The organism is Kitasatospora sp. NPDC086801, assembly GCF_044745805.1.
Lineage (GTDB): Bacteria > Actinomycetota > Actinomycetes > Streptomycetales > Streptomycetaceae > Kitasatospora.
Window position 1 is genome coordinate 224,614 of record NZ_JBIVAX010000007.1, and the last position, 19,223, is coordinate 243,836.

General features: G+C 74.5%; 15 protein-coding genes and 1 pseudogene. 6 read left to right on the top strand and 10 right to left on the bottom strand.

Annotated features, from left to right (window positions below; all coding sequences use genetic code 11):
- Positions 1–55: 55 nt before the first annotated feature.
- Positions 56–1,316 (bottom strand): annotated as a pseudogene (locus ACIPLC_RS12045) (APC family permease).
- Between the two features lie 227 nt (positions 1,317–1,543).
- Between ACIPLC_RS12045 and ppsA the strand changes: the two are divergent.
- Complete coding sequence (gene ppsA / locus ACIPLC_RS12050) at positions 1,544–3,907, top strand: phosphoenolpyruvate synthase (RefSeq protein WP_400472845.1); 2,364 nt, start codon at positions 1,544–1,546, stop codon at positions 3,905–3,907.
- 165 nt (positions 3,908–4,072) lie between these two features.
- Here ppsA and ACIPLC_RS12055 read toward each other — a convergent pair whose 3' ends face one another.
- The 7 genes from ACIPLC_RS12055 to ACIPLC_RS12085 all read right to left on the bottom strand — a co-directional run bounded on the left by ACIPLC_RS12055 (position 4,073) and on the right by ACIPLC_RS12085 (position 10,557).
- Positions 4,073–5,104 (bottom strand): zinc-dependent alcohol dehydrogenase family protein, encoded by a 1,032-nt coding sequence (locus tag ACIPLC_RS12055; protein ID WP_400472846.1) that lies wholly within the window; start codon positions 5,102–5,104, stop codon positions 4,073–4,075.
- Between the two features lie 187 nt (positions 5,105–5,291).
- Positions 5,292–5,768: a DUF5994 family protein gene (locus ACIPLC_RS12060; protein ID WP_400472847.1), complete on the bottom strand. Its 477-nt coding sequence runs from the start codon at positions 5,766–5,768 to the stop codon at positions 5,292–5,294.
- Positions 5,769–6,026: 258 nt separating this feature from the next.
- Entirely contained in the window at positions 6,027–6,521 is a 495-nt protein-coding gene (locus ACIPLC_RS12065; RefSeq protein ID WP_363623445.1) for a hydrogenase maturation protease, read from the bottom strand.
- 4 nt (positions 6,522–6,525) lie between these two features.
- Positions 6,526–7,821, bottom strand: a complete 1,296-nt coding sequence (locus ACIPLC_RS12070) for a Ni/Fe hydrogenase subunit alpha (RefSeq protein ID WP_400472848.1) — start codon at positions 7,819–7,821, stop codon at positions 6,526–6,528.
- The gene (locus tag ACIPLC_RS12075) at positions 7,818–8,600 is read right to left on the bottom strand and encodes an oxidoreductase (RefSeq protein ID WP_400327643.1); all 783 of its coding nucleotides are present in this window, start codon (positions 8,598–8,600) and stop codon (positions 7,818–7,820) included. The genes ACIPLC_RS12070 and ACIPLC_RS12075 overlap by 4 nt, the downstream gene beginning before the upstream one ends.
- Positions 8,601–8,605: 5 nt before the next feature.
- Positions 8,606–9,403 carry an FAD/NAD(P)-binding protein gene (locus tag ACIPLC_RS12080; RefSeq protein ID WP_400472871.1) on the bottom strand — a complete coding sequence of 266 codons (798 nt, stop codon included), beginning with the start codon at positions 9,401–9,403 and terminating at the stop codon, positions 8,606–8,608.
- An 8-nt stretch (positions 9,404–9,411) separates the two neighbouring features.
- Positions 9,412–10,557 (bottom strand): 4Fe-4S dicluster domain-containing protein, encoded by a 1,146-nt coding sequence (locus tag ACIPLC_RS12085; RefSeq protein ID WP_400472849.1) that lies wholly within the window; start codon positions 10,555–10,557, stop codon positions 9,412–9,414.
- 461 nt (positions 10,558–11,018) lie between these two features.
- Between ACIPLC_RS12085 and ACIPLC_RS12090 the strand changes: the two genes are divergently transcribed.
- Genes ACIPLC_RS12090 through ACIPLC_RS12100 form a run of 3 tightly spaced genes read left to right on the top strand, consistent with a single transcriptional unit; the run spans position 11,019 to position 13,884 of the window.
- Positions 11,019–11,873: a universal stress protein gene (locus ACIPLC_RS12090; protein ID WP_400472850.1), complete on the top strand. Its 855-nt coding sequence runs from the start codon at positions 11,019–11,021 to the stop codon at positions 11,871–11,873.
- Positions 11,874–11,887: 14 nt separating this feature from the next.
- A complete protein-coding gene (locus ACIPLC_RS12095) occupies positions 11,888–12,589 on the top strand; it encodes a helix-turn-helix domain-containing protein (protein WP_400472851.1) in 702 nt (233 codons plus the stop codon).
- Positions 12,590–12,606: 17 nt separating this feature from the next.
- The gene (locus ACIPLC_RS12100; protein ID WP_400472852.1) at positions 12,607–13,884 is read left to right on the top strand and encodes an NAD(P)/FAD-dependent oxidoreductase; all 1,278 of its coding nucleotides are present in this window, start codon (positions 12,607–12,609) and stop codon (positions 13,882–13,884) included.
- A gap of 84 nt (positions 13,885–13,968) precedes the next feature.
- On the opposite strand, the gene ACIPLC_RS12105 is transcribed toward ACIPLC_RS12100, so the two are convergent.
- Both ACIPLC_RS12105 and ACIPLC_RS12110 read right to left on the bottom strand, forming a co-directional pair.
- The gene (locus ACIPLC_RS12105; RefSeq protein WP_400472853.1) at positions 13,969–14,955 is read right to left on the bottom strand and encodes an Acg family FMN-binding oxidoreductase; all 987 of its coding nucleotides are present in this window, start codon (positions 14,953–14,955) and stop codon (positions 13,969–13,971) included.
- Positions 14,956–15,310: 355 nt separating this feature from the next.
- A complete protein-coding gene (locus ACIPLC_RS12110; RefSeq protein ID WP_400472854.1) occupies positions 15,311–16,675 on the bottom strand; it encodes a DUF2079 domain-containing protein in 1,365 nt (454 codons plus the stop codon).
- 313 nt (positions 16,676–16,988) lie between these two features.
- On the opposite strand from ACIPLC_RS12110, the gene ACIPLC_RS12115 reads away from it, so the two are divergent.
- On the top strand, positions 16,989–17,663 hold the full coding sequence (locus ACIPLC_RS12115) for a response regulator transcription factor (protein ID WP_400472855.1): 675 nt from the start codon (positions 16,989–16,991) through the stop codon (positions 17,661–17,663).
- The gene (locus ACIPLC_RS12120; protein ID WP_400472856.1) at positions 17,656–19,209 is read left to right on the top strand and encodes a sensor histidine kinase; all 1,554 of its coding nucleotides are present in this window, start codon (positions 17,656–17,658) and stop codon (positions 19,207–19,209) included. The genes ACIPLC_RS12115 and ACIPLC_RS12120 overlap by 8 nt, the downstream gene beginning before the upstream one ends.
- Positions 19,210–19,223 lie beyond the last annotated feature (14 nt).

The window sequence follows — 19,223 nt, forward strand, 5'->3', positions numbered from 1 at the left end:
CGCCCGCCCATAGGGCCGTACGACCCCGGCCGCGGGGCCGCACGGCGACCGTGGCCTACGAGGAGACACCCCGGCGCACCGCGTAGGCGACGGCGCCGGCCGCCAGGACGGTGGCTCCCGAGAGCACCGCGGACAGGGGCAGGGCGAACGCCAGCACCAGACAGCCCGCCAGGCCGACTGCGGGAACCAGCCTCGGCGGGCGGCCCTCTGCCCTGGTCAGCGTCCACGCCGAGGCGTTCGCGACGGCGTAGTAGGCCAGCACCCCGAAGGAGGAGAACCCGATCGCCCCGCGCACATCCGCGGTCGCCGCCACCACCGCGACGACGGCGGCGACCGCGAGCTCGGCGCGGTGCGGCACCTGGAACCGGGGGTGGACCGCCGCCAGCGCGTGTGGGAGGTGCCGGTCGCGGGCCATCGCGAGCGTCGTGCGGGAGACTCCGAGGATCAGGGCGAGCAGCGAGCCGAGCGCGGCCACGGCCGCCCCCGCCCGCACCACCGGGGCCAGCCAACCGGCGCCCGCCACTCGGACGGCCTCGTCCAGCGGCGCAGCGGCCGCGGCCAGGCGTTCGGGCCCGAGCACCGCGAGGACCGCGACGGCGACCAGGGCGTAGACGGCGAGCGCGGTGCCCAGCGCCACCGGGACGGCCCGGGGGATGGTGCGGGCCGGGTCGCGGACCTCCTCCCCGAGGGTGGCGATCCGGGCGTAGCCGGCGAACGCGAAGAACAGCAGGCCCGCCGCCTGGAGGATCCCGTGCGCCGTGGCGTCCGCACCGACGTCCAGCCGGGACGCCTCCGCGCCGCCCGAGGTCAGCGCGGCCACCACGACGGCGGCGAGCACCGCCAGCACCACCGCGACGATCGCCCGGGTCAGCCACGCGGACTTCTGCACGCCGGCGTAGTTCACCGCCGTCAGCGCCACCACTGCGGCCACCGCCACCGCGTGCGCCCGACCGGGCCACACGTAGCCGCCCACCGTCAGCGCCATCGCGGCACAGGACGCGGTCTTGCCGACCACGAACCCCCCAACCGGCCAGGTAGCCCCAGAACTCTCCCAGCCGCTCGCGCCCGTAGACGTACGTCCCGCCGGACTGCGGGTACCGGGCGGCCAGCCGGGCCGAGGAGGTCGCGTTGCAGTACGCCACCACCGCCGCGAGCACCAGCCCGAGCAGCAGGCCCGAGCCGGCCGCGCCGGCGGCCGGAGCCAAGGCGGCGAAGATCCCCGCGCCGACCATCGACCCCAGACCGACGACCACGGCGTCGAACACGCCCAGCTGACGCCGTAGTCGCGGCTGCCCGCTCTCGACCGGTCGTCCCATGGCAGGCTCCCGTATCGCCCCTCGGTGACGGTGCACGGTATCCCGGCGAGGCGGCGGGACGGTCGGCCCCTGGGTCGAACGGCCCCGGTCCGGCCGCCGACCGGACCCGAGCCCGAGCCCCTGCGGCACTGTCCCGCGTCTCCGGGCAGGGCGGACAGTGACAGGGACGGAGCCCCCGGCGCCTCCGGCGCCGTGCGGCCGCCCTGCCAGCGCGCCTGGAGGAAGCCATGCGCCGTGTCATCCCCTTCCGCGACCTCGGCCGGGAGGACGTCGGCCTGGTCGGCGGCAAGAACGCCTCGCTCGGCGAGCTGATCAACGGGCTGGGGCCCACCGGCGTCCGGGTGCCGGACGGCTTCGCGACCACCGCCGACGCCTACCGGGAGCTGCTGGACACCGGCGGCCTGCGCGAGCGGATCGCCGGGCAGCTCGACCGCCTGCACGAGGGCGCCCCGCTGCCCGAGGTCGGCGGCGCGATCCGCTCTGCCGTGCTGGCCACGCCCCTGCCGCCGGCGCTGGAACGGGACGTGGCGCAGGCGTACGAACGGCTCGCCCGTGAGGCCGGGCGTCAGGACCCCGACGTCGCCGTGCGCAGCAGCGCCACCGCCGAGGACCTGCCGGAGGCGAGCTTCGCGGGCCAGCAGGAGACCTTCCTCAACGTCCGCGGGACGGAGGCCCTGCTCGCCGCCTGCCTGCGCTGCTACGCCTCGCTGTTCACCGACCGGGCGATCGACTACCGCGAGCGGACGGGCTTCGACCAGCTCGCGCTGGCCCTGTCCGTCGGCGTCCAGCTGATGGTGCGCTCCGACCTCGCGGGCGCGGGCGTGGCGTTCACCCTGGACACCGAGACCGGCTTCCCCGGCGTGGTGATCGTCAGTGCGGCCTGGGGGCTGGGCGAGACGGTGGTGAGCGGGCAGGTGGACCCGGACGAGTACACCGTGTTCAAGCCGACGCTCAAGGACCACCGGCTCGACCCGGTGATCCAGGTACAGCTCGGGGCCAAGCGCCGCAAGGCCGTGTACGCCGCGAACGGCTCGACCCGGACCGTCGACACCGAGCCCGGGGAGCGGGCGGCCCGGGTGCTCGGCATCGGTGACATCCGCACGCTCGCCGAGTGGGCGATGGCCGTGGAGGAGCACTACGGCTGCCCGATGGACCTCGAATGGGCCAAGGACGGGATCAGCGGGCAGTTGTTCCTCGTCCAGGCCCGTCCGGAGACCGTGCAGTCCCGCCGCCGGGGCGAGGTGCTGCGCCGCTTCCGGCTCACCGGCACGGGCGAGCGGCTGGTGGACGGCATCGCCGTCGGCGAGGCCATCGGGGCGGGACCGGTGTGCGCGCTGGCCGATCCGGTCGGACTGGAGCGGTTCCCGCAGGGCGCGGTCCTGGTCACGCAGATCACCGACCCGGACTGGGAGCCGTTGATGAAGCGGGCCTCCGCGATCGTCACCGACCACGGCGGCCGCACCTCGCACGCGGCGATCGTCAGCCGCGAGCTGGGAGTGCCGGCGGTGGTCGGCACCGGGACCGCGACGGCCGTGCTGGCGGACGGACAGGAGGTGACGGTCTGCTGCGCCGAGGGCGCGGACGGCCACGTGTACGCCGGACTGGTCGCGTACGAGGCGACCGACACCGATCTCGGCTCGCTGCCGGCCACCCGGACGAAGGTCATGCTCAACCTCGCCGACGCGGGTGCCGCGTTCCGCTGGTGGCGGCTGCCGGCGGACGGCGTGGGCCTGGCCCGTACCGAGTTCGTGGTCGCCCACCAGGTGCGCGTCCACCCGATGGCGCTGGTCCACCCCGAGCGGCTCTCCGCCGAGGACCGGCGGCTGGTCAACGAGCTGACGTACGGCTACCCGGACCGGACCGACTACTTCGTCGACCGGCTCGCCCACGGCGTCGCCCGGATCGCGGCCTCCCGCTGGCCGGACCCGGTGGTGGTGCGCACCAGCGACTTCAAGACCAACGAGTACGCCCGGCTGGTCGGCGGCGCACCGTTCGAGCCGGTCGAGGCCAACCCGATGATCGGCTGGCGCGGCGCGAGCCGCTACTACGCCCCCGGGTACCGCGAGGGCTTCGCCCTGGAGTGCCGGGCGCTGCGCCGGGCCCGGGACGAACTCGGGCTCACCAACGTCGTGGTGATGATCCCGTTCTGCCGCACCCCGCAGGAGGCCGACGAGGTCCTGGCGGTGATGGCCGACAACGGGCTCGCCCGGGGCACGAACGGCCTGCGGGTGTACGTGATGGCGGAGATCCCGGCCAACATCCTGCTCGCCGAGCAGTTTGCCGAGCGCTTCGACGGCTTCTCGATCGGCAGCAACGACCTCACCCAGCTCACCCTCGGCGTCGACCGCGACTCCGGCCTGCTCGCCCACCTGTTCGACGAGCGGAACCCGGCCGTCACCCGCAGCATCGAGACCCTGATCGCCGCCGCCCACACGGCCGGCCGCCACGTCGGCCTGTGCGGCCAACGCCCGAGCAACGACCCGGATTTCACCCGCTTCCTGGTCCGCGCCGGGATCGACTCGATCTCCGTCACCCCGGACAGCTTCGCCGCCGTCAAGCGGGCCGTGGCGGACGCCGAGGCGGCGGACTGAGCGGCCTGGCACCGGTACACCGCTGCAGGGCCCCGCCGCTCGACTCCGGTCGTCGCCCCCAGCCTCGCGGCGCCCGAGTCATGGCTCTTCGTGTCCGTCATGTCGACCGCGCTTGAATACGCGGCACCTCGGCCTGCGGGCCTACCAGTCCCCGGGCCGGAGCCTTCACTGCGTGATGAGGACGGCGGCTCCGGTGACCCGGTCCGCCGCGAGGTCGGCCAGCGCGGCGTCGGCACGGTTCATGGGGTAGCGCTGCACGTGCACCGCCGGGTGGTGCCGGGCGACTTCCGCGAGGTAGGCGAGGCCGTCCTCACGGGTGTTGGCGGTGACGCTGCGCAGACTGCGCTCCTGGAAGAGGTGCCGCTGGTAGTCGAGGGCGGGTACGTCGGTGAGGTGGATCCCGGCCACCGCCAGCGTGCCGCCGCGGTCCAGCGCGGCGAGCGCGACCGGCACCAGGTCGCCGACCGGGGCGAACAGGATCGCCGAGTCGAGGGGTTCGGGCGGTGTGTCGTAGGCGTCGCCGACGGAGGACGCGCCCAGCTCCAGGGCCAGGCGCCGGGCGCTCGCGGCCCGGGTGAGGACGTGCACGGTGGCGCCCCGGGCGAGCGCGAGCTGCGCGGTGAGGTGCCCGGAGGCGCCGAGGCCGTAGATGCCCAACCGTCCGCCGGGCGGCAGCTGCGCGCGTTCCAGGGCGCGGTAGCCGATGATGCCGGCGCACAGCAGCGGGGCGAGGTCCTCGTCGGGCGGCCCCTCGGGGAGCGGGTAGGCGTACCCGGCGTCCACGAGGGTGTGTCCGGCGTAGCCGCCCTGGACGTCCCAGCCGGTGTACCGGGAGTTCGGGCAGAGGTTCTCGCGGCCGGCCCGGCAGTACCGGCAGCCGCCGCAGGTGCTCGCGAGCCAGGCCGCGCCGACCCGGTCGCCGGGAGAGAACTCCCGCACCTCCCGGCCCGTGCTCAGCACCCGGCCGACGATCTCGTGCCCCGGTGTGCAGGCGGGCCGGTGCGGCGGAAGGTCGCCCTCGGCCAGGTGCAGGTCGGTGCGGCACACTCCACAGGCCCCGACCTCGATCAACAACTCCCGGGGTCCGGGCGGTTCCAGCATCCGCTGCACCCGGCGCAGCGGGGACGAGCACATCGGGCCGGGGCGCTCCACCACCCAGGCCGTGGTGCGCTGCCCTGCACTTTCGGCTGCTGTCATGGCCGTTCCTCCGACAGTGGTCTTCCGTGGTCGGCGCCGCCTGCTCACACCCTCGGTCGAGGCCTACCGCGTTGAGTGCGGTGCGAACGCGTGCCGCCCCGAGCGGTCCGGAGCGGGAGCCGATCGCGGGACGTCACGGGAGGGGGCGGCCGGTCGGGAGCGGAGCGCCGTCCGCCACTGACCGTGGTCACCCGCCTGTCCGTGCGCCTTCCGTCGGGGTGCCCGCGGCGGCCAGGAGTTCGGTGGCGGTGCGGGTGTTGGCCGGTTCGCATGCCGCCGTCATCAGCCACTCGGCGGTCTGGGCCTCGGTCCCGGGGGGAATCACCAGGAGGTCCAGTCGGCGGGGCACGAAGGAGCACACCACCACCTCCTCCGCGTCCTGTTCCTGTTCGAACCAGCCGACGTGGATGACATGGCCGGTGACCGGGACGCGCCGGGGGATGACCGGCCAGTGCGCCGGGTTCACGGTGACGCGGAGGATCTCTCCCCACGACGGGGCCAGCGTCGCCGCCAGCGGGGGGAGTTCACGAAGGAGGTCGTGGGAACGGGGCCACCAGGCCCCGCCCAGCCGCCCCGGGGCGACGCCCTCGGGGACCAGCGAGAGCCGCGCGGGCGGCTCCGGGTGGGACACCCGGGCACCGCCGGGCTCGGAGGTTGCGGTCATGTCGGAACACCTGCCCTTGGCTCGCCTGGATCGGCCTGACGCTGTCGCCGGGGCACCACGGACCGAACCCGCAGGCCGCGGACAGCGGCTCTTCCACCGTACTCCGGACGCCGACGGCGCCCCAGGGGAAGAGGAACGGCGGACGGATGGGCCGACCGGGCACGGGGAGGCACCCGCCCGATCGGGTGCGCTCGGTTTCGGTGACGGCGGGCGGCTGCTGCTCGCGAGCCGCAGGCCTCGACCGTCCGCGGTTCGGTGTCATGACGCCTCCGCCCGGTGCCCTTCCACCGCCCGGCGGACCTCGGCGACGACGCGCGGCACCGCGTCGACGACAGCCGGGCTCAGGCCCTCGCCGATCGAGAAGTCCACGCCCTCCACCGCGACGATCAGCAGCTCGCGCGGCAGCCTGCCGAGTGCGGCGGCCAGCGCGACACCGTGGCCGAGGCCCAGGCCGTGGGTTCCGGCCGCCGCCTCGTCGTCCGCCAGGGGGTCGGCGAGCAGGTGGTCGGCGTCGACGGTGACCCGGTGGATCCGGCCCGGCTCGCCAGGGTGGCCGTGCACCGCGTCGACCACGACCGCCAGGTCGGCGCCCTCCCACAGCTCCATGAGTCGGGTGGACTCACCGTCGCAGAGGGTGAGGCGGTCGGCGGCGAGGCCTCCCGCCGCGAGTTCGGCCAGGACGGCCACGGCGGCGCCGTCGTCGTGGCGGTACTCGTTGCCGACGCCGATGACGACGATCCGCTGGCCGCCCACTCCCTCAACCCCGGTCCACGGTGAGGGCGAGGAAGTGCGCCGCGCAGGAGATGCAGGGGTCGTAGTTGCGGATCGCCTGCTCGCACTGACGGGTCAACTCGGCGTCGTCGAGGTGCAGCCGGGGCTGGATGAAGGCCCGCAGGTCGGCCTCGATCGCGCTCTGGTTCTGCGCGGTCGGAGGGACGATGACGGCCCGCCGGACGATGCCGGCGTCGTCCAGGTCGTACCGGTGGTAGAGCAGTCCGCGCGGGGCCTCGGTGGCGCCGTACCCGGTGCCCGCCCGCGGCGCGACGGGCACGGCCGGGGCGAGCGGGCGCTCGTACCGCTCGATGACGCGTTGGGCCTCGGTGACGGCCCACAGCACCTCGACCGCCCTGATCACGATGGTGCGGAAGGGGTTGTCGCAGTGCTGGCCGAGCCCGGCCTCGGCGGCCAGGGTGCGGATGCCGTCGGGCAGCCGCTCGCTGCCGAGGTTCCAGCGGGCGAGCGGCCCGGTGAGGTGGGGCCGGCCGACGAGGGTGGCGTGCAGGGCGGTGGAGTGCGGCACCTGGTGTTCCCGGACGCGCTGCTCGAAGTCCCGCAGCGCGAAGGTGCCGGAGAGGGCGGCGGTGGGGGTGCCGGAGTCGATGGCGTAGCCGTCTGGCTCGGTCAGGGCGAGCAGCTCGTGCCGGACTGTCAGCGGCGGGAACTCGAACCCGGCCACCCAGCCGAGGGTGTCCTCGGCGTCCGTCCGCGCCTGGCGCAACACCATTGCCAGGTGGTCGAGTTCGGCCTGCGTCGGAAGCCGGTGGAAGCCGCCCACCCGGACGTTGACCGGATGGATCGCGCGCCCGCCGAGGATCTCGACGATCTCGTTGCCGGCCTTCTTCAGCCGCAGCCCGCGCTGGAGCAGCGCCGCGTCGGCGCGGGCCAGCGCCAGGGCGTCGGGCAGGTGCAGGAAGTCGGGGGCGTGCAGCAGGTAGATGTGCAGCGTGTGGCTCTCGATCCACTCGCCGCAGTACAACAGCCTTCGCAGCTGGGCCAGCTGGCCGTCCACCACGACCCCGCAGGCCTCCTCGACCGCGCGGCAGGCGCTCATCTGGTACGCCACCGGGCAGATTCCGCAGATGCGGGAGGTGAGGTCGGGCGGCTCGGTGTAACTGCGCCCGCGCAGCAGAGCCTCGAAGTAGCGCGGAGGCTCGTAGATCTCCAGCCGGACGGCCTCCACCTCGTCCCCGCGAACCGCGACGTGCAACGCGCCCTCGCCCTCGACGCGGGCCAACGCGCCGACGGTGAGCAGCCGTTGGGAACCGTGGGTCATCCGCTGTCCTCCTCCGTCGCCGCCCGGGCGGCCTCCGCGAAGCCGGGGGCCTCGGCGTTGAAGGTGCGGTAGAGCCGGGCGGCGTCCGCCTCCGTCACCCCGTCGCGGCGCAGCAGCGGCAGCATGGCGCGGGTGTTGGGCGTCTCCATGGGGCCGAAGCAGCCGTAGCAGCCGCGCCCGTAGGCCGGGCAGAGCGCGCCGCAGCCGGCCTGGGTGACCGGGCCGAGGCACGGGGTGCCGTGGGCGACGGTGACGCAGGTGGTGCCGCGCAGCTTGCACTCGAAGCAGACGCTGTGGGTGGGGATGTCGGGTTTGCGGTCGGCGAGGTAGGCGGTGATGACCTCCAGGAGCTGCCGCTTGTCGATCGGGCAGCCTCGCAGCTCCAGGTCGACCGGGACGTGGGCGGAGATCGGGGTGGAGTGGTCGAGGCTGTCGATGTACTCGGGGTGGGCGTAGACGACGGCCTGGTAGTCGGGCAGGCTCACCAGGTTGCGCAGTGCCTGGACGCCGCCGGCGGTGGCACAGGCGCCGATGGTCACCAGGTAACGGGACTGCTCGCGCACCCGGCGGATGCGTTCCAGGTCGGCGGGGGCGGCGATGGAGCCCTCGACGAGGGAGAGGTCGTAGGGAGGCGGCAGTTCACGGCGGGACGCCTCCAGGAAGTAGCCGATCTCGATCTTCCCGGCGAGCGCGAGGAGTTCGTCCTCGCAGTCGAGGAGGGTGAGCTGGCAGCCGTCGCAGGAGGAGAACTTCCAGACCGCCAGGCGCGGGGTGCCCATGGCGCTCACCGCTCGGGCGTGGACAGCAGGCCGTCGGCGTGGTCCCAGCCGAGGACCGGGCCGTCCCGGCAGACGAGGACGGGGCCGAGCTGGCAGTGGCCGCACCAGCCGGTGGCGCAGCGCATGTTGCGCTCCAGCGAGACCCGGATCCGCTCGGCGGGGACGCCTCTGCGGATGAGCCCCCGGGCGGTCGCGCGCATCATCACCTCCGGGCCGCACAGGTAGGCGGCGCAGCGGTCGGGACGGAAGTCGGCCTCGTCCAGCAGGGCGGTGACGAGGCCGGTGGCACCGCGCCAGCCGGGCTCGGGGTGGTCCACGGTGGCCAGGACGTTCGCGCGGGAGCGCCAGAACGGCACCTCTTCGAGGAACAGCTGTTCGCCCGGGTTGCGGTACCCGGCGAGCACCGAGACCGTGCCGAACTCGTCCACCCGGCCGAGGACCTCCTCGATGAGTGGACGCAGCGGAGCGAGTCCGATGCCGCCGGAGACGATCAGCACGTCGCTCCCGGCGGGAGGGGTCTGCCAGGCCGTGCCGTAGGGGCCGCGGGCCCCGATCCAGTCACCCGCCTTCGCCCGGCACAGCGCCTCGCTGACCTTTCCGACCGCGCGGACGGTGTGACCGAGCGTGTCGCCGGTGATGCCACTGACGGAGAGCGGGATCTCCCCGGTGCCGAAGGCGTACAGCATCGCGTACTGCCCGGGCCGAAACGGCCGCAGCGAGCCGGCCTCGGGGACGAGGTCGAGGGTGACCGTGTCGGCGCTCTCCCGGCGTCGGGCTGCCACCCGGTACGGGACGGGAGTCATGGCGTGCGTCACGGTGTTCCCTCCGCGGGGGCGGCCTCCGTGCGCAGGGCGGCGACCTCCTCGGTGATGTCGATGCCGACCGGGCACCAGGCGATGCAGCGGCCGCAGCCGACGCATCCGGAGGAGCCGAACTGGTCGTACCAGGTGCCGAGCTTGTGGGTGAGCCACTGCCGGTAGCGGCTGCGGGCGGAGGACCTGACCGGACCGGTGCCGTGCAGGTAGGAGAAGTCGAGGTCGAAGCAGGAGTCCCACCGGCGCCACCGCTCGGCGTGGTCGCCGGTGAGGTCCGTGGTCTCCTCGGTGGTGGTGCAGAAGCAGGTGGGACAGACCATGGTGCAGTTGCCACAGGTGAGGCAGCGGTCGGCGACCTGGTCCCAGCGTTCGGCGGTCATCGTGCCGGCCATCAGCGAGCGCAGGTCGGTGGCGTCCATCTCCCGGCCCATCCGCCCGGCGGCGTCGGCGACGGCCGTCCGGGCGCGCTCGCCGTCGGTGGGGCGGGTGGGGAGTTCGGCGAGCAGGTCCTCGCCGTCCGGGCTGCCCGCCCGGATCAGGTACCGGAGGCCGTCGGACTCCACGGTCTCGGTGAGCGCCAGGTCGTACGCCGAACCGTCCGGCAGGCCCGGGCCGGTGCCCATCGACGCGCAGAAGCAGACCCCACCGGGCTCGGTGCACTCGACCACGACGATGAACACGCCGGTGCGCCGTGGCCCGTACACGGGGTCGGCAAACGCGCCGCCGGTCAGCACCCGGTCCTGGACGGCGATCGCCCTCAGATCGCAGGGGCGCACCCCGAGGAAGGCGTAGCGCGGCGGCGGATCATCCTCCTCACGGACGACGACGGTGCCGTCCTCGGCCCGGTCGGCCTGCCAGAGCCGGGCCCGGGGCGGGTGCAGGAAGGTCTTCCAGGACTGCGGTCCGGCGGAGTGCGCGAAGGCCGCACGGTCGTCGCGCCGGTGCAACCGGTACCGGCCGGCCTCGGTCTCGACCCCCCAGCCGTGCGGCAGGTCGTCCGCCGAGGCCAGCTCGGCGAGGACGATCGCGCCATCGCGCACGGTGGGCCCGATGACGGTGAACCCCCGTTGCCACAGCGTCTCGACCAGCACGGCGAGGCCTCGTCGATCCAGTTCCGCGAGCGGTGGCCTCGTCGTCTCCATCGGCCCTCCTCCGGTTCACCGCCGGGCCCTCCTCGGCGGACGGCCCCCGTACTCCCACTGTCCGCCGACACCGGTCGTCCCGCACGGGGCCGTCCGGCCCCGACACGCGTTCCAGCAGGTCCCCCTTGGCACAGGTTGGGCTGATCGGCCCATGCCCGAGCAACGCTCGGCCCCGGCCGTACGGGCGTTCGGGGCCCGGGGCCGTTGGTGTGGGAGCGGCAGGCGCTGTCCGCGCCCGGACCGCAGGAGATCCTGGCGAGGCGGAGGTGGAGGCGTGCGGGGTGTGCCGCACCGACCTGGTCACGGAGAGCCGTCCCCTCGAAGGCGGCGGGGCCCACCGGCCCGCGTCTCCGGGCCCGACCGGCCCTCCCCCACCCGCACGACGGCGCACGACGATGAGAGTGGTCAAGGCTCCTCGCAGAGCCGGTGACGGCGCCGGCCAGAGCCGAAAGGAGACCGCGATGAACGGCTTCGAAACCCGCCGCCCCGTGATCGTGGGCGTCGACCGCTCCGAGGCGAGCCGCTGGGCCGTACGCTGGGCGGCGGACGAGGCCGCCTGGCGCGGCCTGCCAATCCAGCCCCTGCACGCCCAGGACTGGCCCATCGGCCGACCGGTGGGGGACCACTGGACGATCGGCCTCCGCGCCGCCGGCGACACGCTGCTGGACACCGCCCGGCTGCTGGCCTCCGAACGCCACCCCGGACTGGAGATCACCCCCCGGCTCGCCGAGGGCCGCCCGGTCCGGGTGCTGCGCGAAGCAGCCGACGAGGCCGCACAGCTCGTCCTCGGCATCCGTCGGCTCACGGAGGCCCACTCCGCACTGCCCATCGGCTCCAAGGGCGCCTCCCTGGTCGGACACCTGGGGTGTCCGATCGCCCTCGTCCCGGAGCCGCCCGACGGCGTCTCCGGTCCCGGCCCCGTCGTCGTCGGAGTGGACGGCTCGGAGGCCTCCCGGGCCGCGATCGGCTTCGCCTTCGAGGAGGCCTCGCTGGCCGGGGCCGACGTGCAGGCCGTGGAGATCCGCCGCCCCGCCGACGCCGCACAGCCGGACCTGGTCGAGGAGTCCCTGGTGGACCTGTCCGAGGCGCTGGCTGGCTGGCAGGAGAAGTACCCGGACATCCGGGTGCGGCGCGAGGTGCTCACCGGCTCTCCCGCCCCGATGCTGGCGGCCGTCGCCACCCGCGCCCGCTGCCTGGTCATCGGCAGCCGGGGCCTCGGCGGCTTCCGCGGCCTGCTGTTCGGCTCCACCGGCCGCGCCCTGGTGCACCGCTGCACCGTCCCGCTGGTGATCGTCCCGAACAGCGAAGCCGTCTGAACGGGGAGATCGCCATGACGACCGCGAACGACAGCGGGACGCGCCCCCGCCCGGCCGACCCCGGCGACCTCGGGCGCCGGGTCGCCCACCGCCGCACCCAGCTGGGGCTCACCCGCGAGCTGGTGGCCGAGCGCGGCGGCCTGGACCCGGGGTTCCTGGAGTACCTGGAAACCCACCCCGTCCTGGTCGGCGTCGGCACCCTCACCCGGCTCGCCGACGCGCTCGACACCACCGTCGGCTGTCTGCTCGGCGGCGGCCGCGACGTACCGTCCGGCCACGCCCGGGCCAACGCCCGCGTACTCCTGGAGGAGTTGGACCCGGCGGCCTGCTGGGCCAAGCTCTCCCCCGGCGGCGTCGGCCGAGTGGTGCTGACGGCACCGCGCGGCCTCGTGGCGCTGCCCGTCAACTACCGCGTGCTCGACGCCACCATCCTCTACCGCACCGTCGACGACGGCACCCTCGCCAGGACGGCAGGCGACGAGGTCGCCTTCGAGGCCGACCAGCTCGACGAGGTGTTCGCCACCGGATGGAGCGTCCTGGTGAACGGCACCGCCTCGGTCGTCTCCGACGAGGAGACCGTGCGCTGGTTCCGGCAACACGCCGACTCCCGTCCCTGGGCGGGCGGCACCCGGGACACCTGGATGCGCATCCGGCCCACGGGAATCAGCGGCCGGATCATCCGCCCCGACGGCCCCCCGATCGTCGCACCCGAGTAGGAGGCACGGATCCCGCGATGCCTTCGAAACCGCACGTCCTCGTGGTCGGTGGGGGTTTCGCCGGCCTGGAGACGGCCTTCGGCCTGCGCCACCTGCTCGGCGACCGCGTCCGGATGTCGCTCGTCGCCGACCGTGAGGACTTCCTCTTCAAGCCCAACACCATCTACCTGCCCTTCGGCGCCGGCGAGGCCCCGCTCCACACCCCCCTGCCCGGCCCTCTGTTCCGCCGCCACATCGCCTTCCACCAGGGCTCGGTGACCGAGGCCGACCCCGACGCCCTCGCCGTGGAGCTCACCGACAGCACCCGTCTGCGCGGCGACTTCCTGGTCCTCGCCACCGGCGCCGCGACGCACCCGCAGGAGGTGCCGGGCCTCGCCGAGCACGCCCAGTCCGTCTGGACGCCCCGCCAGATGCGGTCACTGGGGCGGCAGCTCCAGAACCTCAAGGAAAACGCGCAGGCCGGGCAGCACCAGCGGGTGCTGTTCCTCATCCCGCCCGACAACAAGTGCGCCGGGCCGCTGTACGAGATCGCGCTGATGCTGGACACCTGGCTGCGCCGGGCCAAGCTCCGATCCCTCGTCCACCTCACTTGGACCACCTACGAGTCCGGTTACGTCCAGGCCTTCGGTCCGCGTCTCCACCAGGTGGTCGACCACGAGTTCGCGGCGCGCGGCATCGAGGGTCACACCTCGGCCGTGGTCGACGAGGTCGGCGACACCGAGGTCCGCTACACCGACGGCACCGCCCGTCCCTTCGACCTGCTCGTCGCCTTCCCGCCGTACGTCGCCGCCGTCGACTACCCCGGCCTGCCCCACGACGACCGCGGCTTCCTGAACACCCTCTCCGTCACCCGGCAGGTCCGCGGGCACCCGCAGATCTACGCCCCGGGCGACGCCGGTGACTTCCCCGGCAAGCAGGCCTTCCTCGCCCTGCTCCAGGCCCACGCCGTGGCCGAGCACATCACCATGGTGGTCGACCCCACGCTGCTGGCGCTGCCGCGCCCGTTCGAACCGATCAGCATGTGCGTCCTGGAGATGCTCGACAAGGCGACGTTCGCCCAGGTGCCGCTGGAGGAGACCGGCGACCCAGCCCACCCGGTGCGCGTCGCGGCCGACGCCGGCGACCGCTACCGCGTCGGCACCTCCCCGCTCTGGCGCCTCGGGAAGAAGGCCCTCGGCCGCTACCTCCCCGTTCGGTTCCGCGCCGGACACCCCTTCCACGCCGGTCTCCCCTGGCAGGCCGTGCAACTGGCCCTCGACGGCATGTCGCGCACGCTCGCGAGCCCGCCGGACTGACCCCGCACGCCTGCGCGGCTCCCCCGGCGAAGCCGCACCCTCCGCCCGTCTCCCCGCGCAGGAGACGGGCGGACGAACATCCGGCTACCCCTCCGGCGGGTCGAGGACGTCCTCGACCCGGCGACGCGGGCTGGCCGCACCGGACGGGCCGTAGCCGAGGCGCAGCACGAGCTGGACGTGCCCGGGCCCCTCGTGCGGGTCGCGCAGGCGCCAGCGGGTGTCGGGGATCTCGACGGCCTGGTGCAGGACGGAGGCACGCAGGCCATGGACGGTGGCCAGCAGCCACACCCGTTCCATGGCCTGTCCGGTGCGCAGCCAGTCCGCCCGGCTGTCGAGGTGGGTGGTGAGGGTGGCCAGTTGCGGCAGCGCCTCGAAGCGTTCGGCCGGGGTGCTGTGGCGCGGCGGGTGACCGGCGAAGCCGCGCATCGGGACGCGGGCGTCGCGGTCGTGCGAGCCGAGGACGGCGAGCGGGATGCCGTCGTAGGAGGGCTCCAGCCGTAGCCAGCGGCGGGTCTCGGCCTCGCGGGTGACGTCGGCGGCGATCCGGGCCTCGGCCTCGGAGGTGAGGGCGAGCACGCGGCGCACCCCGTCCTCCTCCAGCACGGTGAGCGTGACGCCTTCGTCCCGGCCCGCCGAGATGAGCTCGGCGACCAGTGCCTCGGGGACATCCCGGTTGGTGAACGGCTGCCGGCTGGAGTGGCGCCCGGCGATGGCCGGGTAGAGGTCGGCGCCGAAGGGCAGCGGTGTACGGGCCGGCGCGGACAGGTCGAGCACGGCACACGGCTGCGCGCCGTCGCCGGCCGGCAGCAGCCGAACGGCGGCCTCGCGGCCGAGGTGGGCGGCGGCCACGCGCAGGTTGAACAGGGCAGCGCCGATCGAGATGTGCAGCGCCCTGCTGGCCGGGTCGGCGGCCGGAACGGCCCGACCACGGTCGGCGCGGACCTCCAGGCCGAGCAGGTTGGGCGTGGGACGGAAGCGCCAGGGCTGGCTGTTGTGCAGCGAGGGCGCCAGGCCTCCGGCTTCGGCCAGCAGGTGCAGATCCGCCGTGGTGAGGGCGGTTTCGGTGGTCATGGTTGATCACTCCCTGTTCTCGGCGGGGAGCGCCGGTGATTCGAGCATCCGCCGAGCCGGTGGTGCTGAGCGAGGGTCCTGAGGCCCTGGTCCCACGGCCAAGCGGCACCGGTGCTCGCCGATGCGCCCGGCCTCGCCGGGCAGGCCCGCGCCGCCCGCCGCAGCGAACGACCGCTCGGAAGCCGGCTGAGCGAACCCGGCGGCGGGGTTCTTCGCCGGGGTTCTTCGACGATCCGCTCCCGAGGACGGCAGCCCCGACATCACCCGCTCCGCCGCGTTGCCCCGGCGTCGTACCGGGCGAACGAGAGCCGGACCGGGTTGGTCTCGACGTGGCCGGCGGCGTTCCTGCCGGTGGTCACGGTGTCCGCTGCGCGCTGAGGTGGTAGACGGTGACGCCGCCGGCGCTCGCGACGGGGCGGTAGCCGGCGGCGGGGAGGGCGCGCAGGGCTTCAGCCTCCTGACCGGCGGGGAAGAGGCCGTCCTTCGGGTGGTCGGAGGCCGCGACCCAGTCGGGCTTCACTCCCGGGCCCCCGGGGTAGCGGGGGAAGAGGAAAACCTGCGCGCGGTGGGTGAGTTGGGGCGCGAGGTTGTTGGCGGCGGCCACCTGCGCACCGTCCGGGATCACCCGCAGCACCCCGCGTACGGCATCGGCCGTCGCGTCGCGCTGCCAGGTGGCGGGCCGGGCCAGCTCGGCGAGGGGGCGGAAGGGCAGGGCGACGGCCGTCACGGCGAGCCCGACGGCCACGAGGCCGCAGGCCGTCCACCGTCGCAGGCCGTGCCGCGCGCGGAGCCGGAACCGGAGCCGGGTCAGGGCGTCGGCGAAGGCGATGAAGACGATCGGCATCAGGACGGCGCCGTAGTGGAAGCCCGTCCCCCAGTAGGCGGGGTTGGTGGACCAGAACCGCCAGCCCAGGGTGGGGAGCGCGAGCAGGATCAGCGGGGAGCGCAGCGCCAGGAACGCGGTGGGGGCCAGCAGCAGGGCGACGGTCCCCCACTTCTGGGCGGGCAGGAGCAGCCTGCTCACGGGATCGCCGGATGGACCGTCCACGTTGGAGAGGTAGGTGTAGACGCCGTCGGGGTTGAGGGCCGGGATGACGACCAGCACCACCAGCGCCACGGTGGCGACGGCGAGCGCGACGACGCCCGCGCCGAGCCGGCGGCGACCGTGCCAGAACAGGTAGCAGCCGACGGCCGCGACCGTCGCCGCCAGGTCCTCCTTCACGAGCAGCAGCGGCAGCACGCACCACGCGGCCGCGCGCCACCTCCGCAGCGTCAGCCGCTCCAGGGCGAAGGCCAACAGCGGTACGGCGAAGGCGATTTCGTGGAAGTCGAAGGCGACGGCCTGTTGCAGGCCGACCGACAGGCCGTACCCGACGCCGATGCCCGCGCCCGCCCACGGGCCCGCCGCCCGCGCCGCCACCCTGGTCACGGGGACGGCGGACACGGCGAACAGCGCCGCCTGGGCGACCAGCAGGGTGAGCGGGGAGGGGAAGGCCCGGTAGAGCGGTGCGAGGGTGGCCAGGATCGGGTGGAAGTGGTCCCCGAGCAGGTGGAAGCCCGGCCCCTTCAGCTCGGAGACCGGCGCGCGGCCCTCGGCGTAGCCGCGCACGGCCTGCTCGAAGATCCCCAGGTCGAAGCCGGACGTCCGCAGATGCAGGTGGCGGGAGACGGACAGCGCACTGTAGGCGGCGAACAGCACGGCGGCGAGCGCCCAGGGCAACAGGGCGGTCCGACCCGGCCGCGATGGCTCGGGCAGCGGCCGGGACCGGGACCGGAGCTGGGGCCGAGGCTGGAGCTGGGGCTGGGGCCGGGACTGGGACTGGGGCCGGGGTTGGGGTTGGGGCTGGGGCTGGGGCCGGGGCGCGACCGGGGCGCGGGGTGGGCGGGGCAGGGTCAGGGTCACGGGGCTCACCTCGCGGTAGGGCGGACGTGGGGCGACCCCCGAAGCCTCCGACCCGCCCTCTGAAGATCCGCTGAAAGAGCCTGAAAGCACCTTCAGGAACCGCGACACCCCCCGTGACATGCTGAGACGCATGCGCGTACTGGTGGTGGAGGACGAGACCCGGATGGCCGACGCCCTCCGGGACGGGTTGGAAGCGGAGGGCTACACCGTGGACGTCGTCCACGACGGCCGCTCCGGCCTCTGGTACGCGCGCACCGGCGACTACCGGGCGATCGTGCTGGACGTCATGCTCCCCGGCCTCAACGGCTACCGGGTCTGTGGCCAGCTGCGCCAGGAAGGCGTCACCACCCCGATCCTGATGCTCACCGCCAAGGACGGCGAGTACGACGAGATCGAGGCCCTGGACACCGGCGCCGACGACTACCTCGCCAAGCCCTTCTCCTACCCCGTCCTGGTGGCCCGGCTGCGCGCCCTGGTCCGCCGCGGCGGCGCGGAGCGCCCGCCCGAGCTGACCGTCGGCGACCTGGCCCTCGACCCCGCCGACCGCTCCTGCCGCCGCGCGGGCACCCCGGTCGCGCTGACCCCCCGCGAGTACGCCGTCCTGGAGTGCCTGGCCGAACGCCCCGGCGAGGTCGTCGCCAAGACCACCATCCTCGACCAGGTCTGGGAGAGCGGCTACGAGGGCGACCCGAACATCGTCGAGGTGTACGTCAGCGCGCTGCGCCGCAAGATCGACGTCCCGTTCGGCCGCAACTCCATCGTCACCGTGCGCGGTACCGGCTACCGGCTGGACTCCCGTGGCTAGGCCCCGTCCGGCCGATCCCGGCGGATCAGCCCACGGCGGGCCCGGGAAGACCGGCCGGACGCGGCCCAGGCCGCCGCGGCTGCTCCGCTCACTGCGCTCGCTGCGGGCCCGTTCGGCGGCAGCGGCCGGCCTGGCCGCCGCCGCCGCCTTCACCGCGGGCGCGTTCTGGCTCAGCCACAGCCTCTACGACTCCCAGTTCGACGACGCGAAGGCCGCCGCGCAGGCCCGCCTCGACGTGGCGGTCACGGACATGCGCACCGGCCACGTCCCGGCGAGCGGACTGCTCGGCGGCGACCGCACCTACGCCCTCGTCCTGGACTCCGGCCGGCTCCTGGAGGTCAGTCCCGACCTCGAACCCTTCCGCGCCCAGGTCGCCGCCCAGCTGGGGCCGCTGCCCGCAGGCGAGCAGACCTCCCGGACCCTCACGCTCGGCGCCCCGGCCGCCGGCGCCGGGGGCCGTCTGGCCCACCACACCCTCCCCCTCTACGGGCAGAGCGCCGGCGGCATCAGCGGCTACTCCCTCCGGTCCGGCTTCGGCGAACCCGACCAGGGCGAGCGCACCGTCACCGCCTACCTGCTCGTACCGCCCTGGGACGCCGAACGCGTCCAGGAATCCGTCCAACGGCTACTGCTGGTCGCCGGGCCCTTCGCCGTCCTGCTGGTGGCCGCCATCGCCTGGGCGGTCACCGCCCAGGCGATGCGCCGGGTCGAGGCGATCCGCGCCCAGATGGCCTCCATCACCGCCCAGCACCTCGACCGGCGCGTCCCCGTCCCACCCACCGCCGACGAGATCGCCCACCTCGCCACCACCACCAACCACACCCTCGAACAGCTCGACCGCGCCGTCACCACCCAGCGCCGCTTCGTCGCCGACGCCTCCCACGAACTGCGCAGCCCCCTCGCCGGCCTGCGCACCTCCCTGGAGGTCGCCCTCAGCCACCCCGACCGCACCGACTGGCCCACCGTCGTCCGCGCCGCCCGCGCCGACACCGTCCGCCTCCAGCACCTCGCCAACGACCTGCTCCTGCTCGCCCGCCCACCCTCCTCCTCCGCCGCCGCCGCACCGGCCCACCACACCCGGGTCGAACTCACCGACCTCGCCCGCGACGTCGCCGCCGAACTCCCGCACGGCACCAGCCGGATCACCGTCCACGCCGACCGCCCCCTGGAAGTCCCCGGCAACGCCGCCCAACTCCACCGCCTGCTCCGCAACCTCCTGGAGAACGCGCTGCGCCACGCCACCGACCAGGTCACCGTCACCCTCACCGAGGACCACGGCCCCGACGGTCACCGGGCCGTCCTCGAAGTCCTGGACGACGGCCCCGGCATCCCCGCACCCGACCGCGAGCGCGTCTTCGCCCCCTTCACCCGCCTCGACGAGGCCCGCACCCGCGACACCGGCGGCGCCGGCCTCGGCCTCGCCATCGCCCGCGACCTCGCAACCCGCCACCACGGCACCCTCACCCTCGCCGACTCCCCCACCGGCGCCCGCTTCCTCCTCCACCTCCCCCTGCCACCACACCCCACCCGCACCGACACCCCGTGAGCCGCGGGATCCGA